10 protein-coding genes, 1 tRNA gene and 1 pseudogene are annotated in these 14247 nt (G+C 58.7%); 7 read left to right on the forward strand and 5 right to left on the reverse strand.

Annotated elements, in window-relative coordinates:
* Positions 1-501: 3'-5' exonuclease (locus AC3WQZ_RS28730; protein ID WP_492301726.1), on the forward strand; the 501-nt coding region annotated here is incomplete at its 5' end.
* Positions 502-2040: 1539 nt separating this feature from the next.
* Here AC3WQZ_RS28730 and AC3WQZ_RS28735 read toward each other — a convergent pair.
* Both AC3WQZ_RS28735 and AC3WQZ_RS28740 read right to left on the reverse strand, forming a co-directional pair.
* Positions 2041-2128: transfer RNA gene (locus tag AC3WQZ_RS28735), tRNA-Ile, on the reverse strand.
* A 173-nt stretch (positions 2129-2301) separates the two neighbouring features.
* Entirely contained in the window at positions 2302-3819 is a 1518-nt protein-coding gene (locus AC3WQZ_RS28740) for a replication initiation protein (RefSeq protein WP_058698215.1), read from the reverse strand.
* Positions 3820-5050: 1231 nt separating this feature from the next.
* Here AC3WQZ_RS28740 and AC3WQZ_RS28745 point away from each other — a divergent pair.
* Together AC3WQZ_RS28745 and AC3WQZ_RS28750 are read left to right on the forward strand one after the other, a co-directional pair.
* The gene (locus tag AC3WQZ_RS28745) at positions 5051-6256 is read left to right on the forward strand and encodes a ParA family protein (protein WP_171514465.1); all 1206 of its coding nucleotides are present in this window, start codon (positions 5051-5053) and stop codon (positions 6254-6256) included.
* Positions 6253-7221 carry a ParB/RepB/Spo0J family partition protein gene (locus AC3WQZ_RS28750; RefSeq protein ID WP_058698216.1) on the forward strand — a complete coding sequence of 323 codons (969 nt, stop codon included), beginning with the start codon at positions 6253-6255 and terminating at the stop codon, positions 7219-7221. Before AC3WQZ_RS28745 ends, AC3WQZ_RS28750 begins: the two co-directional genes overlap by 4 nt.
* 1717 nt (positions 7222-8938) lie before the next feature.
* On the opposite strand, the gene AC3WQZ_RS28755 is transcribed toward AC3WQZ_RS28750, so the two are convergent.
* From AC3WQZ_RS28755 to AC3WQZ_RS28765, 3 genes are all read right to left on the reverse strand, one after another.
* Positions 8939-9292, reverse strand: a complete 354-nt coding sequence (locus AC3WQZ_RS28755; protein WP_116318651.1) for a tyrosine-type recombinase/integrase — start codon at positions 9290-9292, stop codon at positions 8939-8941.
* 538 nt (positions 9293-9830) lie between these two features.
* Entirely contained in the window at positions 9831-10079 is a 249-nt protein-coding gene (locus AC3WQZ_RS28760) for a site-specific integrase (RefSeq protein WP_058698217.1), read from the reverse strand.
* A 553-nt stretch (positions 10080-10632) separates the two neighbouring features.
* Entirely contained in the window at positions 10633-12186 is a 1554-nt protein-coding gene (locus tag AC3WQZ_RS28765; protein ID WP_058698218.1) for a phage integrase family protein, read from the reverse strand.
* A gap of 432 nt (positions 12187-12618) precedes the next feature.
* On the opposite strand from AC3WQZ_RS28765, the gene AC3WQZ_RS28770 reads away from it, so the two are divergent.
* The 4 genes and pseudogenes from AC3WQZ_RS28770 to AC3WQZ_RS28785 all read left to right on the forward strand — a co-directional run bounded on the left by AC3WQZ_RS28770 (position 12619) and on the right by AC3WQZ_RS28785 (position 14167).
* Positions 12619-12873 (forward strand): AbrB/MazE/SpoVT family DNA-binding domain-containing protein, encoded by a 255-nt coding sequence (locus AC3WQZ_RS28770; protein WP_058698259.1) that lies wholly within the window; start codon positions 12619-12621, stop codon positions 12871-12873.
* The gene (locus AC3WQZ_RS28775; protein ID WP_058698219.1) at positions 12873-13235 is read left to right on the forward strand and encodes a type II toxin-antitoxin system PemK/MazF family toxin; all 363 of its coding nucleotides are present in this window, start codon (positions 12873-12875) and stop codon (positions 13233-13235) included. The genes AC3WQZ_RS28770 and AC3WQZ_RS28775 overlap by 1 nt, the downstream gene beginning before the upstream one ends.
* A 243-nt stretch (positions 13236-13478) precedes the next feature.
* Positions 13479-13544 (forward strand): annotated as a pseudogene (locus AC3WQZ_RS28780) (zinc-ribbon domain-containing protein); the annotation flags it as partial.
* A 23-nt stretch (positions 13545-13567) separates the two neighbouring features.
* Positions 13568-14167 carry a TniB family NTP-binding protein gene (locus AC3WQZ_RS28785; protein ID WP_081050312.1) on the forward strand — a complete coding sequence of 200 codons (600 nt, stop codon included), beginning with the start codon at positions 13568-13570 and terminating at the stop codon, positions 14165-14167.
* The last annotated feature ends 80 nt before the right edge of the window (positions 14168-14247 follow it).

Raw genomic sequence — 14247 nt, forward strand, 5'->3', positions numbered from 1 at the left:
CCGCGAAAGAAGGACCTGGTGCAGGCCGGGATCGCAGAATCAACAGTCGACAAGTATCGCGACTTCCTGAAGAAGCTGGCGGAATGGCAAGCGCTCTGTGAACGCGAGTTCCTTTCCCTCGTTCTCGATGGCGTGCGCGAATGGATGCTCAAGTTTGTGGCGGACGAGCCGGGCAAGCGCGCTATCAATACCGCATATGACGTCCTGACGCGGCTGAACGGTCCATTCTCGGAACGCGTGCTGTTTCTGCGCCAAAAGAATAACGAGCCGGCCGACGACGCCTTGGTGCTGACGACCATGCATGCCTCCAAGGGGCGCGAATGGTCGGCTGTTGTTGTGATCCGGGCCGAGGAAACCATCGTTCCGGACGAAGCCAGTCCGGAGAGTGAGGAGCGGCGACTTTTCTACGTTGCCCTCACGCGCGCCCGCGACTGGCTGCAGATTTCTACGGCAAAGAAGAACCCCACGTCCCGGTTCGTTGTTGAAGCCGGGCTAACTTGATTTATTAAGCAACCGATCGTTCGTGGCGTCTGATGGTTGCGAGCTCCCTGCCATCGCGCGTGCCATAGCCGTCCGGCACTTCATTTTTGTGCGTAGCGGTGGCACTCGGATTTCAAGGAGGGGTTGTTGAGCCCGTAGGCATCCTCATAAGCGAAAAAAGCCTGGAGTCCGCATGCTCCAGGCTTTTAATCGGCATTGACAAAAGGCGTAGCGGGCTTCAAAACCCTCTTGACTCGTCCAACAACAAGACAGTCTGAGTTTATGAAGCCCACCCTTCGTTGTCAATGCTCCCCACAAGTTTGCGCATTGATCGAAGAAGATGAGATATCGCTTCGACGGGCTTCCTATTGCCCGAAGAACAACAACGTGTGGCGGTGCGCCGCACTCTCCGGCCCCTGTCGAAAGCCACGGTTCGCAAGCCAAGCCAGCCAGGTGCGATGCCGGCCGGCTGCCGGAGCGGATTCTCAGAGCGATCGCGTTGGTCTACGAGTCCGATGGGCTCCGCGCTTTGCACATCACCAATCGCCAAGTCTTGGCAACGCTCATCCGCTTCGCCCTGAACCAGAAGGATCCCACCTCGCTCGCCTTCATAAAGAAGGCAACGATTGCGCAGCACCTCGCGATTAGCGAGGCCACTGTCTATCGGGCGCTTGGCGCACTTGAAGACGCCGGGCTTATTGAGCGTGAAAGGCAGCAACGCACGAGGACGCAACTCGAGGTTGTCGGGCGCATCGGGTTCACCGCAAAGTTGCTACAGTGCATCGGGATCGCTAGCCGGGAGCTTGGGCACCCAGAACCTCGAACGGGCTCCGATGAGTCGCGGTCCAGCTCCGCATGTCTCGCACCGGTGAGTGGCGTAAACAACCCCAACCAGTCTTCTACGAAGAAACATTCGGGGCCGAGAGAGTTTGTGCAAATTGATGATCGGGCCGTGCCCATTGATCTAGCGCCTCTCGTGCGTGACCAAGAGCTGACGACGTCCGCCCTCTTCCTTTTGATGCGGCTCGCGAGGGAGGCCGGCCACCGACTGTCGGACGTTGTTTCGGCAGCGGGTCACTTTCTTGGTCCACTCCGGGGACGAGAGCTGTTCGCCTACCTCAAGTCTCTCCTCGGAAGGCCCATAGACTATAGGCATGTCGTCCAAACTCGGAAGGCCCAAGAAGACGAGAGGCGCGCAACCGCCGCGCAGGCGGCACAAGACCGGCTGGAGGTTGCCCAACTCATTGAGCGATACCGTGGGCGACGGGTGTCTGCACCCGACGGTCGGATCTATGAGGTCGACTCGGCGTCGATTGTGATCACCGAGGCCAACGGTCGCCGTAATTCATTAGGGCATGAGCAAGCGCGTGCCTGGCTGATCGAGATGGACAGAGCTGCGACTGGGCTCTCGCGTGCCCTAGCCCAGCCGTCGTCAGCGAAACGGTCATCGTCGGCCATGGCACAGGCCGCTATTGAGCAAGTTCGCGGCATCCTCGGTGGCAGACCTCCTTCCAACATGTTCAGTCGGCCTGCTTAATGAGGGCATCGGCGTTGCGCATTTGGTGGGCCGGGTGGGATTTGAACCCACGGTGTCCTCTCGGAGGCGGATTATGAGTCCGCTGCCTGCAACCAGCACGGCGTCCGGCCCTGAGTATTGCGCACCTGCACTTCCAGGTGCGGCGATTGTATGCGTGCAGCCGAGGTTGGTGGGGGCCGGCCCGCAATAGAGCGGACGCCGCCGTGGCCTAATTTGTCACGCGATACCGCTTGATGCCGGTGAGCGCGGTCCACGCTGCGCGGCGTTAGGCCGGCTTTCCGTCACTAAAGAACGTTGTCCTGACTATTCGCACGGCTGCGGGCAGCCTTCCTCAGCTCACCGGCCACAAATGAACAGAATGAAGTGGCAATATTTGGTCGCTCCATAATGTTCTTTGCGTTTATGTCCGCAGGTTTGAGACCTTGACGCTCGATCGTTCGCGTCCCAATCGTCTTCGTCGTGACGAACTTACGGACTAGGTCTTCACGGGTCGTCATCTCGGCGCTCTCAAAATAGTCTCGAGCCGCGCGGACTTCCTCCAGCCTGCGACGCTCTGCGGCGGCGTCTGCCGCTGCAACGCTCGCCGCGACCGCGGTCTGCGCAGCAGACTTCGATTCGACTTCCTCCTTAGCCTTGTCTGCGAGCTTGGCTTGAACTCTCTCAACTTCCTTGTCTGCTTCGGAAACGCGATAGTCGTTTGCGATTGCATCCAACAAATAGCCTGATGCTCGCTTGACCTTGTCACCGGAACGGATACGCCATCGAACGTATTCGATAGCCTGCTGAATCCTCTCATCCGTCCAGACGCTGCGGTTATCCGCGATTCGCTCGAACTGAGAGTCAGTCAGTGCAAACTCCTTCTCCAATGCCTGGAAGAGCGCCACCGAATTAAGCATGGCCGCTTTGGACGCCAGGGCGGCATCCTTTCGCTTCATCTGGAAACGAATCTGGTCTTTCTTCCTAGACCGGGGTGTCCCCGCACGGGTCTCATAGGACAGTTCAATGTCGGAAAGCTCGTTGATTTGGCTTACTGCTTTGTCAAGGTAGTCACGCTTGAAGTACTTGAACTCCGCGTTATTGGCCCATGACTTGCCCGGTAGATTCCGCACAACATCGAGGGGCAACCAGTCCGTCCGCTCGTCCGATACGTTGGGCAGGATGTGGTCATAGATGGCGCGAGCGTAGATGAGCGTGAACTTCGACGTGACCAGAAGGCTCGTCCAATACGAATTCTCCGGGTCTTTGATGAGCCGTTGAAGCTCTACAGGGACACGGAATCGAATCCGTCCGTCCCTCACACTGACCCGACCGATCAATTCGAGCCAGTCGCCCTCTTCGTCTGAGACCCGCACGGTATCGACATCAGGATTGCGGGCATCGCTGTCAGTCTCGTCGCCGTCATGTGCCGCACCGGGGCTTTCAAGGAGACGGCCGCTCGCGTCCACCGACACAACGGGTGCGCTGGTCACTTCGAGCATCGACGACTTCACGCTGCGAATAACGCTCGAAAAGTGTTTCCTGTTCTTGCTGTCATAGCGCATCAGCCATTTGAAAAAGCTTAGCGAGACTTCGTAGCCTTCCTTGACCTCGGGTTCCTGCGCCACGATAAAGTACGCAGCGTCGACAAACCGGCGAGCGGACATCCCCAGTCCGACAATGCGAGCGAAGACCTTGTTTTTGTGGTAGCCAATATCCTTGTCGGTGGCGACCTCATGTATGGCTGTCTGTGCGGGCGCCATCTCGACGAATAAGTCGAGCGCGTACTGTAGTGGTGTCACCCGCTTTGCTACGCTGCTTGCCATGCCGGGATTCCTGAGAGGGCAGCTTGTTTACGTTATGAATTGCACGAGACTTTAGTCAGGTGATGGTGAGATGTCAATGTGGACTCATCTCACCTGGAATAGGTGCCTCGTGTCGGCCGAGGTACATGATCTCTCACCTTGGTACACAATCTCTCACCTCACGATCGTCGGCTGGTTGAAATTGCTTTTATAAAACAAGCGTATACGAGAGATGTCCACAGGAGTGAATCAAAATCTCTCACCTGAACTACCTATCTGGTCTCTTTTCTCACCTTCGGCTCCGCGATCTCTCCCTTTAGACGTATACAACTACCACCTGAGGGAACAAAGTTTCTCACCTTGCGGTAGGCGTATCCCTCACTTTTGGCTGATAAGTTTTTGATTTTTATGAGGATCACCCTGCTCTGTTTGTAGGTTTGTTGGTTTTTCTTTGTTTACAACACAAACAAACAAACAAACAGACGCCAGTCAAAATTCGGTCGCCATGGGTGGGAGCTGCAGGTGACTGAGTCCCACGCGAGATCCATTGAAGGTGAGAGATTTTGTGCCGCAGCTGTTCGGGCGCTGAAGTCAAGGTGTTATCCGAAGGTGAGAGATTTTGTAACCTGCGATCGCACTTGAGTTTTTGAACAGCGATGAAGCCTTCAAAAGGTGAGAGATTTTGTACCTAGGCTCGTTTTGAGAGTTCGCTGGTGGTCTGCTTGTGGCCACCTCAGCGCGCGTAGGCTTCTTGATTGGCTTGGCAGAGCACAAAATCTCTCACTTTTACAGCCCCCTGGTTCTAGGAAGTGGCTTCTAACTCTGCGGACCAGTCGATCGGGTGAGAGATTTTGTTCGGAGTTCTGTTGATGCTGTGCGTAGGCGTCGCGTGGCTTACAAAAACTCTCACCTTAGGTTTCATCTTGAGCTTTGAAGTGTGGATCGAACAGCACATCGCTGGCGATGGATGCGGGATTGGGTGAGAGATTTTGTACCAAAGAACACGGCTAAGGTGAGAGGTGAGAGGACTTGGCTCTCACCTTTTATGGCTCCTTGGCGACTTCCAAAAGTTCTTTGAGTCGTTTGCGCCACCTCTTCCCATATCTTCCGAAAACGTTGTAAATCAAAGGCTTGTAGCTTAGTTTCGTAAACTTTAGTGATTTCGCTGTGTCGCGGATTACACAAAATATGCGGACGCGTTTGCTCAATTGCTGTATTCTGCGCTTGTCCAAATTTCGGAAAAAGAGCTGCGATGGCGAATATCAGTCAACCGATGCCCATAGACCCGACGGTCACCCTAGCTGAGATTAGCGATTTTGCAGATGTGGTGACCGACTACGCAGTCGAGTTACGTGACCAGATTCTTGCGCCGCGGCCACGTAAGACGGCACCGATGTTTAGTACTTCAGAAATTGCAGAGCTGTGTGGTTTGAGCCGTCAGCAGGTCTTGCACATGGCGAAGAATAGCGACGGTGTGCTGCCTGAAGGGCAGACCGTTGGTCGCGGCCGAACGTTTACTTTGGCTGAGGCAAGAAATTGGGTCCAACAAGTATCGGACATCTACCAGACCCCGCTGGTTGCTGGACCTAGCGATTTCGAAGGCAAGATTATTATCACTTCGCAATTGAAGGGTGGGTCCGCAAAAACGACTACGACTATGTGCTTAGCGCAAGGCCTTAGCTTGCGTGGCCGTAAGGTGCTGGTCGTCGATTTGGACCCCCAGGCGTCCCTTTCTGAGTTGTGCGGCTTGTACGCGGAGAAGGAGGTATTCGCCGATGACTCAATTCTGCCTTTCATTTACAACCAGGATGTCGAAGGTGGCTTGGAAGCGAAGTTGCAATCGACATACTGGGATGGCCTGGACGTTATTCCGGCTCACACGGAACTAGTGGGTGCGGAGTACCACCTCCCTGCTATGCAGATGAAGGTGCCAGGATTCAAATTCTGGCAGGTACTCCGTGATGGTCTCCAGCCACTGCGAAAGAAGTATGACTACATTATTCTGGATACTTCGCCGTCGCTGTCCTACCTCAACTTGAACGCATTGATGGCGGCCGATGCCATGGTCATGCCCATGGTGCCGGAAAACCTGGACTTCTTTAGCTCCTTGTCGTTCTGGCGACTCTTTTCGGATGTCGCAAAGTCATTCATGAGATTCGAAGCCGATAAGAAGTACGACTTCGTGTCAGTGCTCTTGACGCGAGTTAACTATGGGCCCACATCGGCAGCTCCTGTGGTGCGAACTTGGGCTCAAGGTGCATATCGGCATTGGCTCGCCCCTTTTGAAGTGCCTGCCAGCTCAGTGATGAGCTCCGGCGCACTGGCATTTACCACGGTGTTTGACATCAGCAGCTCACACAGCCAAGCCAAGTCGCTTCAGCGTGTTCGGCAGCCGCTGGTGGATTACTGCCGTTGGGTTGACGACATGTTTGTGAAACAGTGGAGGCCTGCACAATGAGCAACATTCGCGAACAAATGCTCGCCAAGACGGCGAACATCCGCTCAACGGCGGACCGTAAGCCGGATGCCACTCGTCGAGCAAATCGGACTGAGACAGCGCCAGGTATGGCGGGCGCATTGGCTGCCGCGCAATTGAGGGTTCAAGAGTTAGAGGCGACGGGGTTGCCTTCGGAACTGCCGGTTGCGGATATTGTTCCCAACCCCTGGCAGCCGCGGCGCACCTTCAATGAACTCAAGCTGACAGAGCTTGCTGAATCGATTCGCGAGGTTGGGTTACTGCAGCCTATCGTAGTACGTCGCGTTGAGCCAGGTTTCCAACTTGTGGCCGGTGAGCGCCGGTGGCGTGCACATAAGATGTTGGGGCTCGAGAACATCAAGGCTGTCGTCGTCGACTGCAGCGACGCGGACATGATTGTGTTGGCCTTGGTCGAAAACATCGGCCGAGACGACCTTTCCGACTACGAGATCGCCTTGTCTATTCAACGTTCGGAAAAGGAGTTCCCGAACCGTACACGACTTGCGGAGGCGGTAGGCTTGTCCAGGCGAGGGCTTTACAAGTTCATGGCTTTCTATGATTTGCCCGATTTCGTGAAGCATGACTTGGACCTGCAGCCAAGTCTTCTTGGGAGTAACGCCGCAGATGCACTGGCGTCTTGCCTGAAGAAACACGGAGAGGCGGGTGTGTCGGCAACTAGAGAACTATGGACCGATGTCGTCGGGGGCCATCTTGATCAGGGCAAGCTCGCCGCGGCCGTAACCGCATTGGCTACTAAAAAAGTGTCGGGCTCAGCGGCTCGCGAGCGCTCCATCGAAAAGTTCTTTGCTGGTCAGAACCACGCGGGCAGCATCACAAAGGATATAAAGAACTTTACAGTAAAAATCAAAACCGGAGTTCTATCCGACTCCCAGGAGACGCGGATTCGCCAGTTCATCAGCGAACTATTCAGTGGCACTCCAAATTGATGCGCAGTTTAGTCACATCAGAAGCCCGCCAATGGCGGGTTTTTTTACGGCTTAAGTGTGCCTAAAAGGCCGACTCAGAGCGAGGGTGCCTACGGCCGCCAGAACTGTGCTTCTAGGCATAATCGGCGGTGGCGCGAGGTGTGCCTATTAGGCACAACTTGTATCGCGTGACTTCAGTTGCTGAGATATTTCGTCACTTCGTCTGTGCCGCGTGCGCGCTCTGCCTGGACGTGGATGAAGTCGTCTGTTGGGAGCGTATATGAGGAGGCGCTGCAGGACGTCAATGGGCATCAGCTTTGCGGCTGGCTGCGTGGGAAAGGTGACAGACGAATGGAACCTACAAGCGCGCCGCGCCACACGCTTGCCGGGCAAGTCGGTACTCTGGTCGTCAACCCCGTTTGAACCTAACAAGTACTGTCCGGCGAAAAGCCGTTACCGGCCAGTGTGTTTGTCGTCTCAGTCGGGCTGAAATGCTTACCCGTGGGCCCATGGCGTGTCCGAAATCCCTACAGGGGATAGAAGCGCGAACGAACTCAATGATGAGTTGAAGTCGTAACCCGGCCGTCCCAACGCAACAGAATGGCGTCCACTACCGTGTTAGAGGAAAGGTATCTCTTTAAGTTACCCAATTCCCAGAGGACGGTGGGTCCGCCTGAGGTTGTGGCACGCGCAACCGTGGACGCGTCCCAGTCTGCTGACGGCGCCGCTAGAGCCGGGCCCACTCGCCCTCGACCGCAGCCTACCGTCGGTGTGTCTAATAGGCGCACTCCTGGCGCCGTTCGCTGAGCGCGCCTATTAGGCACAGTGAGGGCCCACCTTCCCATTGTTCGAATGACAAGGTCATCTGGAGGCCGAGACGAGCTCCGCTCCCGCAGCCTAACAATGGTGTATAGGCTAGTCATCCTGTGGTTATGCCCGTTGTGACGGCGCCAAGAACGTGTGCCTATTAGGCACACTCCGGAACCTCCGTCCTCTTGTGCGCAAGCCGCACTGTGCGTAGCTATGCTTAGCGGCACACGACGTCGCAACCGGACAGACGGTGATTTTGCGTTTGTAAAAGTCTCGAAACACTACAATTTGGTGACCTTACAAGAAGCTACCCGCCGCGACCCACAATCTTGGTGTTCTTGCCGCAGTGAGAAAGGGCCACGAAGGCCGGATATAGAAGCATGAGGATGCTCCTCACTGCCATCGCAGATCTCGACGCCGGAACAGACAACCGCGCGGTCGGCGGGCTTGTCGGCTGAGGGCGGCCTCGCTGCAACTTTGGCCACGGTGCAGGGCCAAGACGCCGGACAGGCTACGCGCCCAATGCTAAAGGAGCTCACACGCCTCGCCAGTCATCGCATTCGACTCTGGTGCGAAAACTCGGCCGTTGCCGGTTTGGCGCCATGCGCGCTAGGTCGGATGGGCCGGTGCCAAGTATCCCGTCGCTTATGAAGCCGTGGGCCTCTGCTGAATCCCACCTGTCGGATGACGGACATTTGTCTTAGTGGGGAGGAAGTGTGCTGCAGCTGGGGCACGTTCCCAATGAGATCATTCTGGTGAACCGCGGCGCAGTAGCCGGCTGGTACCCCGCTGGCCTCTAGCTTGATTACCGGCTCGTGTAACAACTAGAGCGTTTTGGTCAGCCCGACCCTACGCGGGTTGGCTCGTCCCTGTTGACGCTATGGCAGCGATCATCCTGTTCGCTTGGGATTGCACTCTTCCCTTGTTGTCACGTATGGCTCTCAAAAAGCTTGGCGATTTCATGTAAGGTGCGCTTTCTCTCCGAGGGCACATACAGCGAAGTCGTTTGCAATGAGGCATGGTCCAGCAGCCTTTGAAGGACATCTGTCGGGACATCATTGGCTACCGCATGGGTGGCGAGGAAGGTGTTCCGCAATGGATGGGGCGTAGCAGCTGCCGCTCCACCTGATGAAGAAGTAACGTCGTATCCCCTGCGATGCGCTGCAACGCCCGTTGACAGCATTCGGTAGAGCCCATCCGGGGAAAACCATGGCCCCGTCAGTGCTGGTATCTCCGCGCTTAGCTTAATGTGGATTGACTGTGCTGCGGGCGTAGAAGGCATTCACCACAGGGGAGAGCAGGGAGAGCTCCTGGTCTCCCGGATTCTCAAAATAACGTACGCCATCAACCCAACCCGCTCGCAATGCGTCAATGACGCGCGTGGGCAGGCGCACCGTGCGCCATTTGCTTCGCTTGCCGAGGAGTGCCCTGCCATAGCCAAGGATACCGTCTCGCCTCGCGAGGGCTTCCCACGACTCTCCAGACAACGCCTTGTCGACTGCAAAGGGGATCTCGCGCCGTGCTGCAACTGGCTCTTTCGCTGTCAGCCAGGGGTTGCCGCCCCAAATAGCGCACGCCGGCCAACCAGAAACAAATCCGCGCGCACCGCATAGCGCTGGGATTCCCCCTTTAGCGGTCCGGCGAACGGGCGTCAGCACGCTGCAGTTAGCGAAGTCTTGGGGCCGATCCAGAGCGCATCCGGCTGCGCTAGGAAATTCTTGTAGCGATCGCAATCGTCGGCGCCCACGTAACCCCATTGATATATTCTCGCCCCGCTGGAAATGAGAATGGCTGGATCCGTCGGCGACGACCTGTGAGGTTCACGACCGCTCGCGATGCTTTGTAAGTTGCGCTTCCTCTCCCCAGCGGACAGGCAGCGAACTCGTCTGCAGCGATGCCTGGCCAAGCAGCCTTTGGACGACGTCGGGCGGGATATCGTTGGCCACTGCCTGAATGGCGAAGGTGGGTCGCAGCGCATTGGGTGCGGCCCTGCGCAGCAAACGGCGCTCGGCCTCGTCAAGCGGCAGGGTACTGTCTACCGCGAGGCGAAGCAGCGTCGTTGTCAGCATCCGATAGAGTCCGTCCGGCAAGAACCCCTGGCCATGCCGCTGGCATCGGCAGCCTTCCAAGTGCCAAGTAATCGGCCGAACGCATGGCATGCCAACGCAGGTGGTGGAACCGGGCAGGGGATGCACGCGCGGCTATTCCCCTATAGCAGCTTTGATGTAGTGCCAGATTCGTACTAGCTGACGGTCGAACCGATCGCCGCACACGCAGCCCCGCCGCACGTTCGGAGGATGGGCCGCAGCACCCCTCCTGCCAGTGAAAAGCTGCCGGGGGGGCATGGCGGACTAGGATGCAGCAAGCGACCGGTTGGCGCCTCCCTACATTAGGCCGGTCAGGCCGGCAATGCCGCGTAACCCATACAAAGTGTACACTCACTTTCCAAAATTCGGATAATGATAAGCCAAGTGACAAGGCAGGCCGAGGTCTACGAGCACTCCAGTCGGGATTGTCGGCCAGTAGACTTCTGTGAGCTGCTTGTGTTGTATGGACCCGCGGTGGGGGGAGGGATTTCGCCTCCGGCGCTTCGGTTGGCCTTGGCATCCAGGCGCTAGCAGCTCAGGCCCGGCTGGCGCGCGTGCGAAGCTGGCCGGGCGTGAACCCTTCCGATGGGACCCCGCGCTGCTCGCTGAAGCGCCGCCACAGACTACGCAGCAATTGATCCAGGCCGGTGGCCGAGTACCCGCCCGCCACGCCCGCAAGCCGCTTGTTGCGCCCGCGCGCGGTGGCAGGCTGTATCGTGGGCGCCAACAGGGCTGCCTGCGCCGGCGGCATCATGCTTGGCCAGCCACGATCGACCCAATGCGCCTGCAAGGCCTGTCGGACGGCCGTGTCAAGGGCCACCAGCTGCTGCCGCGCACCCGGGCGTCGCAGGAAGGTGCCCTCGGCACTCGACTGCAGACTGGCGCAGCGCAGTGCGGCCAGCTCGCTCAGTGGCAAGCCTGCGTCGCGCATCAGATGTATGGCAGCCAGCGCAGCCCGATGCCTCGGGCCCTGGCGCGCCTCCCCCAGCCAGACCAGGAACGCCTCCGCGTCGGGTTGGACGGACGGCGCGCGCAGCGCCGTGGGCGCAGCGGCGGCGGCTTGCCTTGGGATGAGCGGGGTGCCCGCCAGATGCCCGGCCTTGACCATTGCGCGTAGCAGCGCCCGAACCACCCGTAACGCGGCCGCCACCGAACTGGTCCCCAGTGGGCCTTCGAACGGCCGCCAGTGCATCCTGTCGCGCGCCCCGCTCGGGCCGCACCAGAACGCCGCCGGCTGAGGGTCCGCTAAAAATTCCGCATACGCCTCCAGATCGCAGGCCTCCAACGCCTGAAGCCCCTTCTTGCGCGCTGCATTCCACAACAGCAGCCTCTCGGCCTCGCGCCGGTAGCTGTTGCGGGTATGTGGCGCACGATCCTGTAGCCAGCCGCGTACGAACGCCAGATCGGCGGCAAGCCCCGGCCCTGTCGCGGTATTTGAGGCTGGCACCAGCATGTGCTCGAGTGGCACGGGATATGGCATACCGGGGGCCAAGGCCAAGGGCACCAGCGCGTCGCGGTGGGCGTGGGCGGCAGGCGGCAGCACATAGGCCTTGACCGCCGCGGCGCCCATGGCCGAGCGCTGGCGCACCAGCCAGTGCGTGATGACCTCGGCCGACTGCGCGCCAATGCGTGGCACGGCACGCCACCAGCTGCTGCCGCGCCGATTTGCCAAGGACGTCAGGTCCTCGATCCGCCGGATCTCGGCGGCCATCAGTCGGCGTGCCAGGCTCGGCTTGAACCAGAGCGACACCTCGTGCTGGGGCTGGGGGTAGCCTTGTCCAAGCTGCTCAAGCGCCGACACGGCGTCTACCCGCCGCGACATGCCCACCCCTGAACGCGCGCGCAGCGCCTCGAACATGCCGGCAATCTCGGGCCGGCCATGCTGCAAGGCGAACTGCACCAGCCGGTCGCGCAAGGCCAGGATCCGCTGGATCGCCTGGGCCTCGCTCAGGTGCTCGTCCTCATCCGGGTCCAGCAAGTAGCGGTTGGCGATGTCCACCGGCCGCATGCCCTGCGCATAGGCACGGACCACGGCAAACTCGGTGCGGGTGAGCTTGGTGACGGCGTTGAGGCTGGGATCCAGAACCATGGAGGCAGCGGTAAGTGCTTGAACTATAACAATATTCAGCAGGAGCCATCCGGAGCCGGGCCGAAATGCTGACTAAAGCGCAATGTAAATTATTTTTGTGCCGGCGGCTAGGCCTCACCCAGGACTGTACGCCACGCCCATGACCGTGCCGTGCGAATGTCCCGAGGGCAGGGCGGCCACCGCTCCGGGCCAGATCGCTTACGCCTCTGCCGTCAAAACGATGTGGTCGCCTGCGGACGCGACGCCGCGCCAGATCCCGGCCTCGGGCGCTACGACAGAAGGGGAACTAGCGCCGGTTTCTGACAGCATCAATCGCCCGTCGTACGCCGCCGGGCAAGCTGTGGGTGCGGTTCGAGGTAGAACGTCTATACGCGTTGAAACTTCTAGTGGTTTTGTTTAGACTTGTATCAACGTTCTTGGAAGGCTTTGATCATGCGAAAAAGTGCAACTCTGACGATCCAAAAGTGGGGGAACAGCTTGGCCGTCCGGATTCCGACCGCAGTGGCCCGCTCGGCCCATTTCGCTGAGGGTCAGGAAGTCGAGGTCTCGGTCGAAGAGATTGGTGTCACGGTACGGCCCGTTGGACGTCGTGCCCTCACGCTCGCGGAGAAGTTGGCTCTGTTTGATCCTATCAAGCATGGGGGTGAAGCCATGGCCACGCAGCGTGTCGGCGCGGAGGCTATCTGATGGCGGGCAAGGTATGGGCACCTGAGCGACGCGACATCATTTGGATCGACTGCAATCCGCAAGCCGGCCGTGAGATGAAGGATATGCATCCGATGCTTGTGCTTTCTCCGCGGCCGTTCAATGAGCGGACCAGTATCGTGATTGGCTTGCCGATGACCACGGCGGCCTACAACGACACCAATCCGTTTGCGATCAGGTTTCAGGGACCGAAGGGGAAGGACAGCTACGTTCTGGCCCATCAGCCCAAGTCATTTGACTGGCGAGCCCGCAACGCAAAGGCCCACCCCTGGAAGCAGGCGCCTTTGGAGGTCTTTGCTGCCGCCTGCGAGCAATTGAATCAGATCATTGCGATCGCAGAGTGACCTCAAAGGGATTTGCCGACTGCCACGGTGTGAGTGTGGATGGTCACGTGACCTCCGCGCCCGGACTGGGGGCAACAGAAGATCCATGATTTTCCCGACCACCGAACAAATTCAAGCCTGATAATACGCGCGGTGCCGCCCCAAGCTTGGCAGAAGTCATCGGTTGCCACAGCGCCGCCTTGCCAACTGCCCGGATTGCGCCTGTAATGGCTGCGTGGCAGGCACAGGCAGTCGGGAGGCGAGATGCGCTGCACGAATTGCCAGTTCGAAAACCCCGCGGGAGCCAGGTTCTGCGAGGAGTGTGGGCAACGGCTTGCGCAGATCTGCCCGCAATGCGGCAGCGCATCCAGCCCCACCGCGAGCGTGCGGCGCGTTGTTGGCGGACACGGCGGCGCTATTCCTCATTGCTCTTCGAGCTGGGCGCTCCCTTCAACGCCGCGGCAAGGCTATCAGCACTCGAGAAACTGAGTCGCGAACTGCTTCGAAAAGTTTCGGCGCGCATGCTGATCGTTGACGAGGTTCATCACTTGTTGGCAGGCTATCGGGAGCAGCGTGCATCCCTGAATCTGCTGAAGTTCCTCGCCAATGACTTGAAAATCGCGGTTGTCCTCGTTGGCACTCAAGACGCCGTCTTGGCGCTCCAAACGGATCCTCAGATGGTCAGTCGATTCGCCCGTTTCGAGGTGCCGAGATGGCAGGAGACGGAGGCATTTCGTTCTCTTCTCGCAGCCTTCGAGATGATTTTGCCGCTTCGACGTCCGTCGAATCTCGCACGGCGAGAGATCGTACATGCCATTCTGACTGCAAGTGGAGGGCTAACCGGGGAAGTGTCGCGTGTCTTGACTGTTTCCGCAGAACTCGCGATCCGGGATGGGAAGGAGGCCATCGACCTGGGTCACATAGAGAATGCAGCGCGAACCCTGCTCTCCTGAGGGTGTCAGGCCTTGGCCCGTTGCTCCGCGTCCATTCGATGACGAAGCGTTTGGCGGTTGGCTCGGTCGCCTGGCCGCAA

It is taken from the genome of Cupriavidus sp. FW305-26 (assembly GCF_058787975.1).

What these genes read in the sequence shown, in the direction of transcription:
- AC3WQZ_RS28740 (WP_058698215.1), bottom strand. Translation starts at nt 3,819, where the DNA reads ATGGCAAGCAGCGTAGCAAAGCGGGTGACACCACTACAGTACGCGCTC.
- AC3WQZ_RS28765 (WP_058698218.1), bottom strand. Translation starts at nt 12,186, where the DNA reads ATGGTTCTGGATCCCAGCCTCAACGCCGTCACCAAGCTCACCCGCACC.
- AC3WQZ_RS28775 (WP_058698219.1), top strand. Translation starts at nt 12,873, where the DNA reads ATGGCGGGCAAGGTATGGGCACCTGAGCGACGCGACATCATTTGGATC.
- AC3WQZ_RS28750 (WP_058698216.1), top strand. Translation starts at nt 6,253, where the DNA reads ATGAGCAACATTCGCGAACAAATGCTCGCCAAGACGGCGAACATCCGC.
- AC3WQZ_RS28785 (WP_081050312.1), top strand. Translation starts at nt 13,568, where the DNA reads ATGCGGCAGCGCATCCAGCCCCACCGCGAGCGTGCGGCGCGTTGTTGG.
- AC3WQZ_RS28745 (WP_171514465.1), top strand. Translation starts at nt 5,051, where the DNA reads ATGGCGAATATCAGTCAACCGATGCCCATAGACCCGACGGTCACCCTA.
- AC3WQZ_RS28770 (WP_058698259.1), top strand. Translation starts at nt 12,619, where the DNA reads ATGCGAAAAAGTGCAACTCTGACGATCCAAAAGTGGGGGAACAGCTTG.
- AC3WQZ_RS28760 (WP_058698217.1), bottom strand. Translation starts at nt 10,079, where the DNA reads ATGCTGACAACGACGCTGCTTCGCCTCGCGGTAGACAGTACCCTGCCG.
- AC3WQZ_RS28755 (WP_116318651.1), bottom strand. Translation starts at nt 9,292, where the DNA reads ATGCCTTCTACGCCCGCAGCACAGTCAATCCACATTAAGCTAAGCGCG.